Origin of the sequence: Pseudomonas sp. BMS12 (assembly GCF_001592875.1) — a bacterium.
Taxonomy (GTDB): domain Bacteria; phylum Pseudomonadota; class Gammaproteobacteria; order Pseudomonadales; family Pseudomonadaceae; genus Aquipseudomonas.
Map to the genome: position 1 here is coordinate 60,345 of NZ_LSOF01000030.1, position 17,447 is coordinate 77,791.

The 17,447-nt window shown below is 66.2% G+C and carries 14 protein-coding genes; 8 read left to right on the forward strand and 6 right to left on the reverse strand.

Features of this window, described 5'->3' with window-relative positions; genetic code table 11:
• Positions 1–52 precede the first annotated feature (52 nt).
• The 4 genes from AYB31_RS20540 to AYB31_RS20555 form a co-directional block, all read right to left on the reverse strand.
• Complete coding sequence (locus AYB31_RS20540; protein WP_068830868.1) at positions 53–979, reverse strand: ABC transporter permease; 927 nt, start codon at positions 977–979, stop codon at positions 53–55.
• Positions 980–1,132: 153 nt separating this feature from the next.
• Entirely contained in the window at positions 1,133–2,233 is a 1,101-nt protein-coding gene (locus AYB31_RS20545; RefSeq protein WP_068830869.1) for an ABC transporter permease, read from the reverse strand.
• A gap of 10 nt (positions 2,234–2,243) precedes the next feature.
• Positions 2,244–3,782: an ABC transporter ATP-binding protein gene (locus AYB31_RS20550; protein WP_068830870.1), complete on the reverse strand. Its 1,539-nt coding sequence runs from the start codon at positions 3,780–3,782 to the stop codon at positions 2,244–2,246.
• Positions 3,783–4,087: 305 nt separating this feature from the next.
• The gene (locus tag AYB31_RS20555; protein WP_068830871.1) at positions 4,088–4,771 is read right to left on the reverse strand and encodes a TetR/AcrR family transcriptional regulator; all 684 of its coding nucleotides are present in this window, start codon (positions 4,769–4,771) and stop codon (positions 4,088–4,090) included.
• Positions 4,772–4,985: 214 nt separating this feature from the next.
• On the opposite strand from AYB31_RS20555, the gene AYB31_RS20560 reads away from it, so the two are divergent.
• Positions 4,986–5,432, forward strand: a complete 447-nt coding sequence (locus tag AYB31_RS20560; protein WP_068830872.1) for a hypothetical protein — start codon at positions 4,986–4,988, stop codon at positions 5,430–5,432.
• Between the two features lie 38 nt (positions 5,433–5,470).
• Here the strand turns inward: AYB31_RS20560 and AYB31_RS20565 are convergent, their stop codons facing one another.
• Positions 5,471–6,850, reverse strand: a complete 1,380-nt coding sequence (locus tag AYB31_RS20565; protein ID WP_068830873.1) for a uracil-xanthine permease family protein — start codon at positions 6,848–6,850, stop codon at positions 5,471–5,473.
• A 621-nt stretch (positions 6,851–7,471) separates the two neighbouring features.
• On the opposite strand from AYB31_RS20565, the gene AYB31_RS20570 reads away from it, so the two are divergent.
• From AYB31_RS20570 to AYB31_RS20600, 7 genes are all read left to right on the forward strand, one after another.
• Entirely contained in the window at positions 7,472–8,503 is a 1,032-nt protein-coding gene (locus AYB31_RS20570) for an ABC transporter substrate-binding protein (protein WP_082805384.1), read from the forward strand.
• A 65-nt stretch (positions 8,504–8,568) separates the two neighbouring features.
• The gene (locus AYB31_RS20575; protein ID WP_068830874.1) at positions 8,569–9,603 is read left to right on the forward strand and encodes an aromatic ring-hydroxylating dioxygenase subunit alpha; all 1,035 of its coding nucleotides are present in this window, start codon (positions 8,569–8,571) and stop codon (positions 9,601–9,603) included.
• Positions 9,600–10,409, forward strand: a complete 810-nt coding sequence (locus AYB31_RS20580; protein WP_068830875.1) for an ABC transporter ATP-binding protein — start codon at positions 9,600–9,602, stop codon at positions 10,407–10,409. Before AYB31_RS20575 ends, AYB31_RS20580 begins: the two co-directional genes overlap by 4 nt.
• Positions 10,410–10,535: 126 nt before the next feature.
• Positions 10,536–11,264 carry an ABC transporter permease gene (locus tag AYB31_RS20585; RefSeq protein WP_330220009.1) on the forward strand — a complete coding sequence of 243 codons (729 nt, stop codon included), beginning with the start codon at positions 10,536–10,538 and terminating at the stop codon, positions 11,262–11,264.
• A 43-nt stretch (positions 11,265–11,307) separates the two neighbouring features.
• A complete protein-coding gene (locus AYB31_RS20590) occupies positions 11,308–12,744 on the forward strand; it encodes an amidohydrolase family protein (RefSeq protein ID WP_068830877.1) in 1,437 nt (478 codons plus the stop codon).
• On the forward strand, positions 12,741–13,691 hold the full coding sequence (locus tag AYB31_RS20595; protein ID WP_068830878.1) for a PDR/VanB family oxidoreductase: 951 nt from the start codon (positions 12,741–12,743) through the stop codon (positions 13,689–13,691). Before AYB31_RS20590 ends, AYB31_RS20595 begins: the two co-directional genes overlap by 4 nt.
• A 326-nt stretch (positions 13,692–14,017) precedes the next feature.
• The gene (locus AYB31_RS20600; RefSeq protein ID WP_082805385.1) at positions 14,018–15,979 is read left to right on the forward strand and encodes an alkyl/aryl-sulfatase; all 1,962 of its coding nucleotides are present in this window, start codon (positions 14,018–14,020) and stop codon (positions 15,977–15,979) included.
• Between the two features lie 49 nt (positions 15,980–16,028).
• Here AYB31_RS20600 and AYB31_RS20605 read toward each other — a convergent pair whose 3' ends face one another.
• Complete coding sequence (locus AYB31_RS20605) at positions 16,029–17,417, reverse strand: DUF1254 domain-containing protein (protein WP_068830879.1); 1,389 nt, start codon at positions 17,415–17,417, stop codon at positions 16,029–16,031.
• Positions 17,418–17,447 lie beyond the last annotated feature (30 nt).

The window sequence follows — 17,447 nt, forward strand, 5'->3', positions numbered from 1 at the left end:
TGGGAGCGGCTTTAGCCGCGATGCTTTTCTAGCTCTCAGGCCACGAGGGCTCTCAATGCCCCGCCCGCCACGGCTGGCCCAGCGATACCGGGGCATACAGGCGGGTCTTGATCGCGTCGCGCGAGAGGATCACCAGCACCACGATGGTGGCCACGTAGGGCAGCATGGCCAGCAGGTTGGACGGCACGCTCAGGCCGATGCCCTGGGCCACCAGGTGGAGGATGCTGGCCAGGCCGAACAGGTAGGCGCCGAGCAGTACGCGCATCACCCGCCAGCTGGCGAACACTACCAGGGCCAGGGCGATCCAGCCGCGCCCGGCGCTCATGTTTTCCGCCCACATCGGCGTGTAGGCCAGCGACAGGTAGGCACCGGCCATGCCGGCCATGGCACCGCCGAACAGCACGGCCAGGGTGCGTACGCGCATCACCGGCAGGCCCATGGCGCTGGCGGCGTCGGGGTTCTCGCCGACGGCCTGGATGATCAAGCCCAGGCGGCTTTTCAGCAGGACCCAGGCGATCAGGGCGAACAGAGCGAAGGACAGGTACACCAGCACATCCTGGTTGAACAGCATGTGGCCGAGCAGGGGAATGTCGCTGAGCAGCGGGATGGCCACCGGCTCGAAGCCGGCCAGCGGCTTGCCGACCCAGGCGGCGCCGACGAAGGCCGACAGGCCGATGCCGAAGATGGTCAGGGCCAGGCCGGTGGCCACCTGGTTGGCCTGGCAGCCGAGGGCGACCAGGGCGAACAGCGAGGCCAGCAGCATACCGGCCAGGCAGGCCAGCAGCACGCCGAACCACAGGCTGCCGCTGGCGAAGGCGACGATAAAGCCGATCACCGCGCCGAACAGCATCATGCCTTCCTGGCCGAGGTTGAGTACGCCGGTCTTCTCGCAGACCAGTTCGCCGAGGGCCACCAGCAGCAGCGGCGTGCCGCAGCGCACCATGGCGTAGAGGATGTTGCTGACGAGATCGAGATCCATAGTTGTAGCCTCAGGCTGCACGCGCGGGGCGGCAGGGGGAAAGGGGGGCAATTCGGTGGTACGTGGGAGCGGCTTCAGCCGCGATGTCTTTCGCAGGCACCGAGGTGGCCCCAATCGCGGCTGAAGCCGCTCCCACAAAAAGAACGGTGTGCATCAGGCGCTGGCCGCTTCTGGCAATGCAGCGGGCTGGCGCTTTTTCAGGTTCAGGCGCACGCGGTAGTGGATCAGCAGGTCGCAGGCCAGCAGGAAGAACAGCATCATTCCCTGGAACAGCTCGGTCAGCGATTGCGGCAGGTTGAGGCTCATCTGCGCGTTCTCGCCGCCCAGGTAGAGCAGGGCCATGAGCAGGCCGGCGATGAGGATGCCGAGCGGGTTGAGGCGGCCAAGGAAGGCCACGGTAATGGCCGCGTAGCCGTAGCCCGGCGACACCTGCGGCACCAGCTGGCCGATCGGCCCTGTCACCTCGCAGACCCCGGCCAGACCGGCCAGGCCGCCGCTGATAAGCAGGGCCAGCCACACCAGCCGCTTCTCGCGAAAGCCCATCAGGCCGGCGGCGCGGCTGTCCATGCCGAGCACGCGGATCTGGAAACCGAGGAAGCTCTTCGACAGCAGCACCCACACCACCACTGCGGCCAGCAGCACCAGGTAGAAGCCGGCGTGCAGGCGCAGGTCTTCGAACAGCAGCGGCAGGCGGCTGGCGTCGCCGAACATGGCCGACTCGGGGAAGCTGAAGCCGTTGGGGTCCTTCAGCGGCCCATGCACGCAGAACAGCAACAGGTTCAGCGCGATGTAGTTGAGCATGATGGTGGTGAGGATTTCGTTGGCGTTGAAGTGCGTACGCAGCCAGGCCGCCAGCGCCGCCCACAAGGCGCCGGCCAGGACGCCGGTGAGGATCACCGCCGGCAGGGCCAGGGCCGAGTTCCAGTCGATGATGTTCACGGCCAGGGCGCTGCCGGCCAGGGCGCCGATCAACAGCTGGCCTTCGGCGCCGATGTTCCAGATACGCGCCTGGTAGGCCACCGCCAGACCCAGGGCGCAGAGCAGGATGGGGATGGCCTTGATCAGCAGTTCGGAGATGCCGTAGAGGTCCTGCACCGGCTCGATCAGCAGGACGTGGAAGGTTGCCAGCGGATCATGGCCGAGGGCGGCGAACAGGATGCCACCGCACAGCAGGGTGAGCAGGCCGGCGAGCAGGGGCGACAGCAGCAGGTGGCGACGCGACTGCTGCAGGCGGGGTTCGAGGGTCAGCAACATGGGATTCTCTTCAGGCTGCAGCAGGGTTGTCGAACTGGCCGGCCATCCAGCCGCCGACTTCGGTGACGTTGGTCTCGGCGGTGGCCTTGAGCGGCGACAGGCGCCCACTGCACAGAGCGCCGATGCGGTCGCTGATCTGGAACAGTTCGTCGAGGTCTTCGGAAATCACCAGGATCGCCGCACCGGCGTCGCGCAGGGCGATCAGCTCACGGTGGATGGTGGCGGCGGCGCCGACGTCGACGCCCCAGGTCGGGTGCGCGGCGACCAGCAGCTTGGGCTGCTGCATCACCTCGCGGCCGAGGATGAACTTCTGCAGGTTGCCGCCGGACAGGCTGCGCGCCGGGGTGTGCACGTCCGGGGTCTTTACTGCGAAACGCCGCACGATCTCCTCGGCCAGCGCCAGCACCTTGCCGCGCTTGACCAGGCCGGCGCCGACCAGGCCCTGATGAAAGGACGACAGCAGGGCGTTGTCGGCCAGGCTCATGTCCGGCACCGCGCCGTGGCCGAGGCGCTCGGCGGGCACGAAGGCCAGGCCCAGGCGGCGGCGGGCGTCCGGGTGCAGGTGGGCAATCGGTTGCTGGTCGAGGCTGATGCGTTCGCGCTCGCCGCGTGGCAGGCGGGCTTCGCCGGAGAGCAGGGCGAGCAGCTCGTCCTGGCCGTTGCCGGCAACCCCGGCGATGCCGACGATCTCGCCGCTGCGCACTTCCAGGCGCAGCTGGCTGAGCGAGGTGCCAAACGGATCGGCGTTGCGCCAGCTGAGGTCGTCCACGCGCAGGCGCGGCAGGCCGCCGCCGACCTTCGGGTAGCTGGCCTCCAGGCCTTCGGCGTCGCCGACCATAAGGCGTGCCAGCTCCAGGTCGCTGCACTCGGCCGGCACACAGTCACCGGACACGCGGCCGCCGCGCAATACCGTGGCGTTGTGGCACAGGGCGCGCACTTCGCCGAGCTTGTGGCTGATGAACAGAATGCTGCAGCCCTCGGCGGCCAGCGCGCGCAGGGTGACGAACAGCTCGTCGACTTCCTGCGGGGTGAGCACCGAGGTGGGCTCGTCGAGGATCAGCAGCTGGATGTCCTGCATCAGGCAACGGACGATTTCCACGCGTTGGCGTTCGCCGATCGACAGGCTGTGCACCAGGCGTTGTGGGTCCAGGCCCATGCCGTAGCGTTGCGATACCTCGCGGATGCGTCCTTCCAGCTGCTTCGGCGTACCAGCCTCGGCGCCCAGGGCCAGGGCGATGTTTTCCGCCACGGTGAGGGTCTCGAACAACGAGAAGTGCTGGAACACCATGCCGATGCCCAGTGCGCGCGCTTGTGCGGGGTCACGCACCTGCACGGTCTGGCCCTGCCAGAGCACCGTGCCCGAATCCGGTGCGGTCACACCGTAGATGATCTTCATCAGGGTGCTCTTGCCGGCGCCGTTCTCGCCGAGCAGGGCGTGGATCTCGCCGGCGTCGATGCGCAGGTCGATGCGGTCGTTGGCCAGGGTGCCGGGGTAGCGCTTGGTGATGGCGCGTAGCTCCAGGCGCGGAGGAGTGTTACTGCTGGACATGAAAAGCCCTGAATCAGGTGAGGATGCATTGCATAAGCAAGTTGTTGGCCAATTAGTCAGGAACTTTCGCCGAGCACTCTGCGCCGCGCCCATGGGGCCTGGGTTTGCGCTCGGCGCAGGAGTTTTCCACTTTTCCGCTGCCCGCCTGTGGTGCATGGTGGGCCTGAGTGCGCCATCTCGGGGAGTGCTCGGTGCGGTTGGATAAAAATCAATAAAAACAACGAGATAAATCGATAAAAGGTGACTGGCCAAATAATCGGCAAAGTGTACGCAGCCCCCATGGCAGGGGCTGTTGCGCTATTTGCTCAGGCTTTATCCACGAAGTTATCCACAGGCTTTGTGGATAATCCGCAGCCCTTGAGAATGATGTGTACCAGGGTGTCGCCGGCCTCGTTGAAGTCCTGGCGGGTCAGGCGCGTCTTGCCCATCACCCGGCAGATCTGCGAGCCGAAATCGGCGTAGTGCTGGGTGCTGCTCCAGATCAGGAAGATCAGGTGCAGCGGGTCGACCGGCTCCAGCTTGCCGGCGTCGATCCAGGCCTGGAATACCGCAGCGCGGCCGTGGAACCAGGTGCGGTAATCCTGGTTGAAATGCTGGCTCAGGCAGGGCCCGCCACTGATCACTTCCATGGCGAAGATCCGCGAAGCGTGTGGGTTGCAGCGGGAGAACTCGATCTTGGCGCGGATATAGCGGGTGATGGCCTCGGCGGGGTCGTCGTCCACCGTCAGCTGGTTGAAGGTGCTGTCCCACAGCTCGATGATGTTGGCCAGCACTGCCAGGTACAGGCCCAGTTTGTTGTTGAAGTAGTAGTGCAGGTTGGCCTTGGGCAGCCCGGCCTTGTCGGCGATGGCTTGCATGCTGGTGCCCTTGAAGCCGTGGCGAGCGAACTCTTCACCGGCCGCGGCCAGAATCACTTCCTCGTTGTGCTGGCGGATACGGCCAGGCGCTTTGTCCGGAGAGGGGTTGTGCGAGGGGATGTACAGGGTCATGAGGCGCTCGGCAGTGGCGGGAGGACCCCGAAGCTCCTGCAATTTCCTGACCAGATGATCACGAAATGCCGTATGGGCTGACATTACGCTCGGCCGCCCTTGTTTCTGCATTGGCTGTGGCCGCGACCGCGCTCTTGGTTCATGCATGGAGCTGGTGTCTGCAGCAGCAACCGTCTTTACTGCCCCGGCAGATCAACACGATGGAGCGTTCAACATGAAAACCAAGCTTGTGCCGTTAGCCATTGTCCTGGCCGTTGCGTCCAGCCAAGCGCACGCGATCAACGAGCAGTACCGCAAGAAGCTGGAGCGTTCTGGCTGTACCCAGGTTTCCGAGATGCAGGGCTGCGACATCAACAAGAGCAAAGAGGAGAACGCCAAGGCCGGTTTTGCTGCGCCTGAGGTTGCCGCGCCGAGTTCTGCCGGCGCGCCAGGCCGCCATCTGATCGCCAAGAGCGATTCGGGCGCGACGGTGGCGACCATCGTGATCGGCACTGATGGCAAGGTCACGGTCAACGGCAAGGAGGTGCCGAGCAAGCATGCCGGCGGTGCCCTGCATTTCCAGCAGGGCATGATCACCTACACGGTGCAGGACAATCCCGACGGGGAAAGCTTCTGGATGGATACCGACGCCGGCACCAAGGGCGGCATCGTCAAGCAGTAGTCGAACGGCCCGATTCCCACCGGGCCGCTTATGCGGCATCAGTGGCTACTGTCGAGCGCCGTTGTCGCGGCCTCGGCGCTGCGCTCCTGGGGCAGCAGCAGGCTGAGCAGGATGGCGGTCAGGCCACCACAGGTAATCGCCGAGTCGAACAGGTTCTGCACCAGCTTGGGCATGTGGTGCAGCAGGGTGGGTTGCGCGGCCACGCCCAGGCCGATGCCCAGCGAGGCGGCGATGATCAGCAGGCTGCGGCGATCCAGCTCGGCCTGCGAGAGGATGCGAATACCCGCCGCCGCCACGCTGCCGAACATCACCAGGGTGGCGCCACCGAGCACCGGCTTGGGAATCTGCTGTAGCACGGCGCCGATCAGCGGGAACAGGCCGAGGATGAACAACAGCGCTCCGATATACAGCCCGACATGACGGCTGGCGACGCCGGTCAGCTGAATCACGCCGTTGTTCTGCGCGAAGGTGGTGTTGGGGAAGGCGCTGAAGGTGGCGGCCAGCAGGCAGCTGACGCCATCGCCGAGTACTCCGCCCTTGAGGCGCTGCACGTACTCCGGGCCATCCAGGGGGCGGCGCGACAGCATGCAGTTGGCAGTGAGGTCGCCGACCGTTTCGATCGTGCTGATCAGGTAGATCAACGCCACCGGCAGGAATGCAGTCCAGTCGAAGGCGAAGCCGAAGTGGAAGGGCGTCGGCACGCTGATCAGCGGCAGGTCGGGCAGGTCGGGCAGGGCGTGTGGTGCCAGCTTGCCGCTGAACCAGGCGGCGACGCTGCCCACGACCAAGCCGATGATGATCGACGACAGGCGTACCCAGGGCTGCTGCGAGCGGTTGAGCAGGATGATGGTTGCCAGCACCAGGCCGCCCAGGGCCAGGTTGCCGGGGGCGCCGAAGTCCGGGGCATTGAAGCCGCCACCGAGGTCGGTGATGCCGACCTTGATCAGGCTGACGCCGATCAGGGTAATCACGATGCCGGTCACCAGTGGGGTGACGATGCGCTTGAGCTTGCCGATGAAGCGGCTCAGGACGATCTGCACGAAGGCACCGAAGAAGCACACACCGAAGATCATCGCCAGGATGTCTTCCGGGCTGCCGCCGCGACTTTTGACGATGAAGCCAGCCGACAACACGGCGCCGAGGAAGGCGAAGCTGGTGCCCTGCAGGCAGATCATGCCGGCGCCGATGCCGAATGGTCGGCGCGCCTGGATGAAGGTGCCGACCCCGGACACCATCAGCGCCATGCTGATCAGGTAGGGCAGATGGGCCCCCAGACCCAGGGCCGAACCGATCACCAGCGGCGGGGTGATGATGCCGACGAAGCTGGCGAGGATGTGCTGCAGGGCGGCGAACAGGGCCGGAGCCGGTTTGGGTCGGTCTTCCAGGCCGTAGAGCAGGTCGGAGCTGTGTTGGGTCATGCTGAGTCTCGAAACGCGGTGCGGTGGCCAGCCAGGCTGGGGCTGTCCGGCCGATTGCAAGAATCTGACCAGTTGATCAAATCACCTGTCGTTCGGGCGGCACGCACGGCCATAGAGAGAAAGCCCCTTGGCGGCGGCCTGGCGTTCGGCTCTGGTGTGGTGCGCGGCTGCACCGTGGCGGGGCAATTACTGCAGGCAGCGGTCAGCTAGATGGCTGACGATTTGGTCAGGTATGGCGTGCTAGAGCGGTTTTGATTTCTGTCGATCGGCGTTTCAGCGGCCTGGCATACGCCTTGCTTTGGTCGTCAGCGAGTATAAGCGGTTAGCGTCTGGCCATCGCGGCTGGCGCGGGACATTGCTCTTGTAGCCCCTATCGGGCTGCACACCCGTTGCGGGTGCTTGAACCTGGTCGGTATGGCCATGTGCGAGAGAGGAATTACCGTGGACTCAGTCCTGTCATTCGACACTTCCTTAGGTTGCTGTGCGCAGTCCCTGCGCCAGTGCACTCGTACCTGTTCTGCCTCCCTGACTGGCGCCCGCGTTGATCCGGGCAACCTCGTGTGCGCTTTGCCACGCCGAGGTTGCGACGTCCGCTGCGTTAATTCGTTGGAGAACAATTCCATGACTCATCGCCTTGCCGTGCTCCCCGTTGCTTCTTTCGTGCGCAAAACCCTGGGCCGCAGCCTGCTGCTGGCCCTGTTCGGCTCCTCGCTGGCTCAGGCCAACGACAAGGTCGTGCTGCTCACCTCCTGGTATGCCCAGGCCGAACACGGCGGTTTCTACCAGGCCGTCGCCGAGGGCCTGTATGCCGAGGAGGGCCTGGACGTGACCATCCGCATGGGTGGCCCGCAGGTCAACGGCATGCAGCTGCTGCTCAACAAGCAGGCCGACGTGATCGTCAACTACGACCTGCAGGTGCTCAAGAGCCGCGAGCAGGGGCTGCCGGTGGTGGCCATCGGCGCCGCCTTCCAGGGTGACCCGCAGGGCATGCTGACCCACGCCGACGTGCAGGGCCTGGATGACCTGGGCGACAAGAAGGTGCTGGTGTCCACCTCCGGGCAGACCACCTGGTGGCCCTGGCTGAAGAGCCAGTACGGGCTGAGCGATGCCCAGGCGCGCCCCTATACCTTCAACCTACAGCCGTTCTTCGCCGATGCCGACACCGCGCAGCAGGGCTATGCCAGCTCCGAGCTGTTCCAGGCGCTGAAGGCGGGCAAGCAGGTCAACTTCTACCTGTTCGCCGACTCCGGCTACCCGCCCTATGGATCGACTCTGGTGACCCGCAAGGATGTGATCGATGAGCGCCCCGAAGTGCTGCAGCGCTTCGTCAAGGCCAGCATGCTCGGCTGGAAGCACTACCTGGCCAACCCGGCCCCGGCCAACGCGCTGATCAAGCAGGACAACCCGAGCATGGACGACGAACTGCTCGACTGGGGCGTCAGCAAGCTCAAGGAATATCGCCTGGTCGAGGGCGGCGACGCCGCCAGCCAGGGCATTGGCGTGATGACCGATGCGCGCTGGCAGGCCACCCGCGACTTCATGGTCAAGACCGGCCTGCTCAACGACAGCACCGACTGGAAACCGGCCTACGACACGCGCTTCGTGCGCGACCTGAACATCCTGCCGGATGCCGCCAGCCAGGCCAGCAACTGATCTCGAGAACACAGAGGCGCCGCGCCGTCAGCGCGAGCGCCCGCGAAGACTGATGAGGTAGAACCATGCTTGTAACTCAACAACCCGTACTGCGCCGCTTCTGGTACGCGCTGATGCCGGTCACCCAGCTTGCCGAGGGCCCGCAACCCTTCACCTTGCTCGGCGAGCGCATCGTGCTGTTCATGGGCAAGGAGGGGCCGGTGGCCCTGGCCGATCGTTGCTGCCATCGCACTGCCCAGCTGTCCAAGGGCTGGGTCGAGGACGGCGTGATCGTCTGTGGCTACCACGGCTGGCGCTACGACCAGAGCGGCGCCTGCGTGTGCATTCCGCAGCAGGCCGAAGGCGCGCCGATCCCGGCCGGTGCCCGCACCGACGCCTATCACTGCCAGGAAAAATACGGCTACGTGTGGGTCTGCCTGGGCGAGCCGCTGCAGGCGATTCCCGACTTCGAGGAAGACGGCCAGCCGCAGTACCGGCGCATCTTCCAGTTCTATGAAGAGTGGCAGACCAGCCCGCTGCGCTTCATGGAGAACTCCTTCGACAACTCGCACTTCAGCTTCGTGCACAAGGCCAACTTCGGCATGCTCGACCAGCCCAAACCGTCCTCCTATCGCCTGGAGGAAACCGAGTGGGGCTTCGAGGCGGAAACCATCGTGCCGATCAACAACCCGCCGGCCGGGCACCGGGTTACCGGTTCCAGCGCGCCGACCACCACCCGCCACCTGTTCAACCGCTGGTACCTGCCGTTCGTGCGCCGTTTCGGCTGCACCTACCCGGACAGCGGCATCCACCACATCATCTACAACTGCGCCACGCCGATCGACGACAAGCGCATCCAGCTGGTGCAGTGGCTGTACCGCAACGACGACGAGGCCAGTTGCAGCACCGAGGAGCTGATCGCCTGGGATGCGCCGATCACCCTGGAGGACAAGGAAATCCTCGAAGCCACCGACTACGACGCCTGCGTCGATACCCGCCGGCGTGTGGAGTTCCACATGGAGTCGGACAAGCCGGGGCTGATCATGCGCAAGCAGCTGTTCGCCCTGCTACAGGCGCATGGTGAGGAGGAACAGTTCCGCCCAGCCGGTATGCCGCTATGAACGCCGCCCTCGATCCACACCTGAGCGAGGCGGTGCCGGTGCTGCTGGCCAACCAGGTGGAAAAAACCTACCCCAACGGCACCCATGCCCTGCAGCGCATGAAGCTGGAGATCGGCCGCGGCGAGTTCGTCTCGCTGCTCGGCCCCTCCGGCTGCGGCAAGAGCACCCTGCTGAAGATGTTCGCCGGGCTGGAGCAGCCCTCGGCCGGGCATGTGCGCTGGTGGGGCAAGGGCGCGATCAACCCGAGCGCCGATGAGCAGAAGCTGGCCATGGTGTTCCAGGAAGCCACCCTGATGCCCTGGGCCAAGGTTGCCGACAACGTGCGCCTGCCGCTCGACCTGGCCGGTGTGGCGCAGGACGAGAGCCGGCCACGGGTGCAGGCGGCGCTAGAGCTGGTCGGCCTGGGCAAGTTCGGTGGGGTCTACCCGCGCGAGCTCTCCGGCGGCATGCAGATGCGTGCCTCCATCGCCCGCGCCCTGGCCACCGAGCCCAACCTGCTGCTGATGGACGAGCCGTTCGGTGCCCTCGACGAGTTCACCCGCAACCGCTTGGACAGCGACCTGCGTCAGCTCTGGGCGCAGCGCGACCTGACCGTGGTGTTCGTCACCCACAGCATCTACGAGGCGGTGTTTCTCTCCTCGCGGGTGGTGGTGATGGGCGCGCGTCCGGGCCGGGTACTGGCCGACGTGGCCATCGACGGGCCGGCCGTGCGTGACGAGGCCTATCGCACCTCGGCGGCGTTTATCGAACAGTGCGCACAGCTGTCGGCGCTGCTGGCCGAGGCGAACGGGGAGGGCGGCCATTGAACGCGTTGATCCTGATATTCCTCCACCCAGCCCTGCGGGAGATTCACCATGAGCACTTCTAATGCAACGCCTTGGCTGAGCAACCCGGCCGTGCAAAACATCTGCGCGCCGATCCTGGTTGGCGCCGTGCTGCTCGGCCTCTGGCAGTTCCTCTGCGTGGCGCTCAAGGTGCCGGTGTATCTGGTGCCCAGCCCGGTCGACATCGGCCAGACCCTGCTGGTCGACGGGCCGATGCTGCTCGGCGCACTGTGGATGACCCTGAAGATCACCTTCCTCTCGTTCGCCCTGGCCGTGGTGCTGGGCGTGGCGGTGGCCTTCCTGTTCGTGCAGAGCCGGGTGATCGAGGCCAGCCTGTTCCCCTATGCGATCCTGCTGCAGGTCACGCCGGTGGTGGCGATTGCCCCGCTGATCATCATCTGGGTCAGCAACACCACGCTGGCGCTGGTGGTCTGCGCGACCCTGGTGGCGATCTTCCCGGTCATCTCCAACACCGTGCTGGGTCTGCGCAGCGTCAACCCCGGGCTGCTCAACCTGTTCCGCCTGAACCGCGCGAGCCGCTGGCAGACCTTGCTGCGCCTGCGTATTCCCAGTGCCCTGCCGTACTTCTTCGGCGGCCTGCGCATCGCCAGTGGCCTGGCCCTGATCGGCGCGGTGGTGGCGGAATTCGTCGCCGGCACCGGCGGCACCGGGGCGGGGCTGGCGTACCAGATCCTGCAGGCCGGCTTCCAGCTCAACATCCCGCGCCTGTTCGCCGCGCTGGTGCTGATAGCCCTGACCGGCATCCTGCTGTTCAGCTGCATGGCCCTGCTGGCGCGCCTGTCGCTGCGCCACTGGCACGAGAGCGAACAGGGCTGACTTTTTCCGCGCCGCCACGGCGGCGCCTAGCAAGGACTCGAACATGAACCACACCGACAGCTGGCTGATCCGCAACGCCAGCGCCATTCTCACCGGCCTGCCGGGCGCCGCCGCGCGCCACGCCGGGCCGGATATCCGCGTGCGGGGCGGGCGCATCGTCGCCCTCGGCCACCTCGACCCCGAGCCCGGCGAGGCGCAGATCGACGCGCGCGACTGCGTGATCTACCCGGCCTGGATCAACACCCACCATCACCTGTTCCAGTCGCTGCTCAAGGGCGAGCCGCAGGGTCTCAACCAGAGCCTGACGCCCTGGCTGGCGGCCACGCCGTATCGCTTTCGTGGCGCCTTCGACGAGGCCAGCTTCCGCCTGGCGGCGCGCATCGGCCTGATCGAACTGGCCCGCTCGGGCTGCGCCACGGTGGCCGATCACCACTACCTGTACTACCCGGGCATGCCGTTCGACAGCGCCGCCATCCTGTTCGAGGAGGCCGAGGCGCTGGGCCTGCGCTTTGTCCTGTGTCGCGGTGGCGCCACCCAGACCCGCCAGCTCGAAGCAGACTTGCCCCAGGCGCTGCGCCCGGAACGGCTGGACGACTACCTGGCCGACGTCGAACGCCTGACCGCGCGCTACCACGACCCGGCGGCGGACGCCTGGCGCCGCGTGGTGGTGGCGCCGACCACCACCCTGCATTCGACCACCCCGGACGAGCTGCGCGAAACCGCGCGCCTGGCCCGCACACTGGGCCTGCGCCTGCACAGCCATCTGTCCGAAACGGTGGACTACCTGGACGCGGCACGGGCCAAGTTCGGCATGACGCCCATCCAGTTCTGCGCCGAGTACGAATGGCTGGGCGCGGACGTGTGGTTCGCCCACCTGGTCAAACTGTTGCCGGAGGAAGTGCGCCTGCTCGGCGAAACCGGCAGCGGCATCGCCCACTGCCCGCAGAGCAACGCGCGCCTGGGCAGCGGCATCGCCGACCTGGTGGCGCTGGAGGCGGCCGGGGTGCAGGTATCCATCGGCGTCGACGGCTCCGCCTCCAACGAGGCCTGCGACATGCTCAGCGAAACCCACGCTGCCTGGTTGTTGCAGCGCGCCCGCAAGGGCGAACAGGCCCGGCCGCGTTATGCCGGTGGCGAGTTCGAGGGCGGCGCCGATGCCGCCAGTATCGAGGATGTGCTGCGCTGGGGCACCGCTGGCGGCGCTGCCGTGCTCGGCCTCAGCGATCTCGGTACGCTGGCGCCGGGACAGGCGGCCGACCTCGCCATCTACCGCCTGGACCAGCCGCGCTACTTCGGCCTGCATGACCCGGCCATCGGCCCAATCGCCTGCGGCGGCGGCGCCAGCCTCAAGCGCCTGCTGGTGGGCGGGCGCAGCGTGGTCGAAGACGACCAGGTGCCGGGTGTCGATCTGGCCGAACTGGCTCACCAGGCCCGGCAGGCCGTGCGTGGTCTGCAACAGCGTGCCGGTGTGCGCTCATGAGTTGGCTGGAGATGAAGGTGCGCGGCCTGCGCGAGGAGGCTGCGGACATTCTCGCGGTCGAGTTGTGCAGGGCCGATGGTACGGCGCTGCCCTTCACCTGGGGGGCGGGTGCCCATGTCGACCTACAGCTGGGCAATGGCCTGGTGCGCCAGTACTCGCTGACCAACCTGGCCGAGGACGCAGCTCTGCACGTCGCGATCAAGCGCGAAGCGGACTCGCGTGGCGGCTCGCGCTGGCTGCACGAGCAGCTGCGCATCGGCTCGCGCGTGCAGGTCGGTGTGCCGCGCAACCTGTTCCCGCTGCAGGACGGCGACGACGAGGTGTGGCTGGTCGCGGCTGGCATCGGCATCACCCCTTTGCTGGCCATGTACCGCCACTGCCTACGTCGGGGCCGGCCGGTGTGCCTGCTGTATTTTGCCCGCAGCGAGGCGCACCTGGCCTTCGCCGCGACCTTTGCCGGCGATGCGCGGGCCAGCCTGATCTGCGGCCTGCCGGCGGACGAAGTTAGCGGCCGCCTGCGCGCCGAACTGCCGACCTGGCGCCCGGGCTTGCAGCTCTACACCTGCGGCCCGGCGGTGTTCATGGAACAGGTGATGGCCCAGGCCGCCGCCGCCGGCTGGCCCGATGAGGCGCGCCATCAGGAGCACTTCCAGGCACCGGCCAACCCGGCCGAGGTCCAGGGTGGTTTTGAACTGGTGCTGGCGCGCAGCGGTCAGCGCGTCACGGTCCAGGCCGGCGAAAGCCTGGTGGCCGCCGCGGCGCGGGTCGGCGTCGGCATTCCCACCTCCTGCGGCATGGGCATGTGTGGCTGCTGCGTGACCCGCGTGCTGTCTGGCACTCCCGAACACCGGGATCAATACCTTTCTGACGCCGAGCAGGCTTCTGGGGAATGGTTGATGCCGTGCGTTTCAGGCTGCCAAGGCGCGCGGCTGGAGCTGGACTGCTGACACCTCACGTAATGCTCCTTTGCCCTGCGCCCGAAAGGTCGCGGGGTTTTTCTGCCGGCGAAGCAAGGGGCACTCAGGTTTTACTGGCAAGTGTTTGGATTCGTCAGGGCACACCTAAAAGCTGGGCTGGCTGAAGCGTCCCAAGGCTGCTTGTGAGTAACGGCAGGAGTCGGCCAGAAGCCGTCGTCCAGAGTTTCAGCGGAAAAGGCCAGTGCCATCACAAGCCGCTATAGCGGGCATGAGTCAGTGATATTGGCGCTTGCGCCAGCCAGCCCCTAGAGTCGGGCGCGGTACTTATTCCTAACAAGATCCATACGAGCCTTTCCATGCCTAGCTTTCGCCTTAGCGCCCTTGCCCTGGCGCTTGTTCTTTCGCCAGTTCATGCCGAACAGGCATCCCCTGCCAAGCCCGCCACCGAGATTACCCGCGAGCGCAACCAGGCCTGGTTGCAGCGTCTGCCGTTCGCCGACCGCGCCGACTTCGATGCTGCCAGTCGCGGGCTTATCGAGCCCTTCACCGGCGTGGTCGAGAACGCCGACGGCAAGCCGGTGTGGAACCGCATGGCCTACAACTTCCTCGACGGCAATGCTCCGGCCAGCGTCAATCCCAGCCTGTGGCGTATCGCCCAGCTGAACAACATCGCCGGTCTGTTCGAGGTGCGCGAGCGGGTCTACCAGATCCGCGGCATGGATCTGTCGAACATGACCCTCATCGAGGGCGACAGCGGCCTGATCATCATCGACCCGCTGATCAGCACCGAAACCGCCCGCGCCGGCCTCGAGCTGTACTACAAGCACCGCCCGCGCAAGCCGGTAGTCGCGGTGATCTACAGCCACTCTCACGTCGATCACTTCGGTGGTGTGCGCGGGGTGATCGACGAGGCCGACGTCAAGGCTGGCAAGGTCAAGGTGATCGCACCTGAAGGCTTTTACGAACATGCGGTCAGCGAGAACGTGCTGGCCGGTCCGGCGATGATGCGCCGCGCCCAGTACATGTACGGCGCTCTGCTGCCGCGCGGAGAGCGCGGCCAGGTCGATTCCGGTCTCGGCAAGGGCACGCCGAGCAACGCCACGGTGACCCTGATTGCCCCTACCGATCTGATCGCCGAGCCGCTGGAGACTCATGTGGTCGACGGCGTTGAGATCGAGTTCCAGCTCACCCCCGGCACCGAGGCGCCGGCGGAAATGAACATGTACTTCCCGCAGTTCAAGACCCTGTGCATGGCCGAGAACGCCACCCACACCCAGCACAACGTGCTGACCCTGCGTGGCGCGCTGGTACGCGACTCGAAGATCTGGGCGCACTATCTGGATGACGCTCTGATGCGTTACGGCGACAAGGCCGAGGTGCTGTTTGCCCAGCACCACTGGCCGACCTGGGGCGGCGGCAAGATCCGCGAATACCTGGCCGACCAGCGCGACATGTACGCCTTCCTCGACAGCCAGACGCTACGCCTGATCAACCAGGGCCTGACTCCGACCGAGATCGCCGCCAAGCTGCAATCCCTGCCACCGCGCCTGGCCAGCAAGTGGTACAGCCGCGACTACTACGGTTCGCTCAGTCACAACGTGCGCGCCGTGTACCAGCGCTACATGGGCTTCTACGACGGTAACCCGGCCAACCTCGACCCGCTGCCGCCGGAGGATGCAGGGCGCCGCTATGTGGCCGCCATGGGTGGTGCCGATGCGGTGTTGCAGACGGCCCGCCAGGCCTTCGCCGACGGCGACTACCGCTGGGCGGCGCAGCTGCTCAACCACTTGGTATTCGCCGAGCCGGACAACGCGGCGGCGCGCCAGTTGCAGGCCGATACCCTTGAGCAGCTCGGTTACCAGAGCGAGAACGCCACCTGGCGCAATGTCTACCTCAGCGGCGCTCACGAGCTGCGCGAGGGCGTGGCCAAGTCCCGCGCGCGCTATGGCGCGCCGGACCTGGTGCGGGCGCTGACCCCGAGCATGTTCTTCGATTACCTGGCGGTGCGCATCGACGCAATGAAGGCAGCCGACGAGGATCTGTTGATCAACTGGCGCTTCACCGACCTCGACGAGGACTACGCATTGACTCTGCGCAATGGTGTGCTGACCCAGCGCAAGGGTTCGCGCCACGCCAAGGCGGACGTTGACCTGAGCATGACCAAGGCGCTGCTCGACCGCATCGCGCTGAAGGAAACCGGCTTTCTCAAGGAAGCCACCATCGGCGGCATCGAGTTCGAGAGTGGTCGCTTCAAGCTGCTCAAGCTGCTCGGCGGCCTCGAAGAAGCGAACCCGCAGTTCAACCTGGTAACGCCCTGAGTACGGCTGGAACAAGGCCCCGCACGATTCGGCTCGTGCGGGGCCTTGTTTATTGGGCGAGCCGGATGGCGGGTGGCAACCAGCGCCGGTCGAGCACTTCCGCTTGTGGCCAGTACAGGCGCAGAAACAGATTGAAGCGGCCTTCCGGGGCCGGCAGCCAGTTGCTGTGTCGGGTGGCATCGGCCGGTTGCTCATGCTGGATATAAAGATCCAGCGAGCCATCGGCGTTGTAGTGCAAGTCGTCGCGGTCGCCGAGGGCGTAGCGATCCAGTGGGTTGGCCGAGAGCAATTGGCGCTCGTCGTACAGGGTCAGCGACCAGAAGGCTCGTGCTGGCGGCAGCTGGTCGCTGGCGAAGTGCAGCACGTAACGCTGCTGGCCGCTCAGCGGTTGGCCCTCGTTGTCCGTGTGCAAGTTGGGGTAGATGGCGTCCTCCGGCGCGTTGGCGCCCAAGCCGAGCTTGGCCACCAGTGCACGCTGCTGGTAGCGGGTGCCGTACTCCCCCAGCCCGTAGCCGATACGCCAGCCGTTGTAGGTCTTGCGTTCGCCCATCAGGCGCTGGCTGTCGTCGAGCAGGGCGACGACCTTGCGATAACCGAGCGCGCTGCCCAGCCGCTGCAATGGCGACTGCCGCGGCTGACAGTCGTCGGTGAGCAGGCCGGTGGCACGGATGCGGGCAAGCATAGGCGCGTCGGCGGGGCGCGGCGGATTGTCGTGCAGCAGCTGGCAGAAGGTATGGAAGAAGGTGGCACGATCCCAGCCTGCCAGCTGGCGATCCGGGCCCTTGTCGCGCTCTAGTGGTGGCAGCTCGACCATCGCTGCCGGTGCCTCGGCGCTGGTCTGTCCTTGCCAGGTTCTCAGCGGCATCAGTCGGAAACGCTGCTGCAGCGCGTGGACCTCGGCGTAATCCTCTGGTCCAGCGCTCTTGATGCGTCCAATCATCCAGGCCATCTGCGTGGGGACGAGGATCGTCTGCATGCCGGCCGGCACCTTGCCCTGCCAGGTCGGGCCAACCACTAGGAAATCTCTGGCGCCGGTGCCGATGGTGCGGGTGCCGGGGCTGCTCACCACGTTGGTCCAGGCATCCATGATCGGCATCATGTAATAGTGCCCGCGGGTGTCGGGGATGCTCATCACCACCGGCCCCTGGCGCAGATCGAAGTGGACGATGCTGTAGAGGGTGTCGACGTTGGGCGAAACCACGCTGTTGAAGCTGGCGTCGGGGAAGCGTTTGCTGTGACGGAAGCCATTGATGGCGGTGGTGCCGAGCAGCTTCTGGTGCTGCTTGGTCAGCTCCATGAGTACCAGCGGGTAGCCGAACAGATAGGCCTGGGCGGTTTCCCTTGCCTGTTGCAGAACACTGTGGGTGGCGATGCCGGCGGCGAGCAGCGCCCCACTGCCGAGCGCAATCCCCCAGCGGGCCTTCCTAGTCAGCCTCATGGGCAAGCCTCCGTGCAGGCGCGGCAGTCG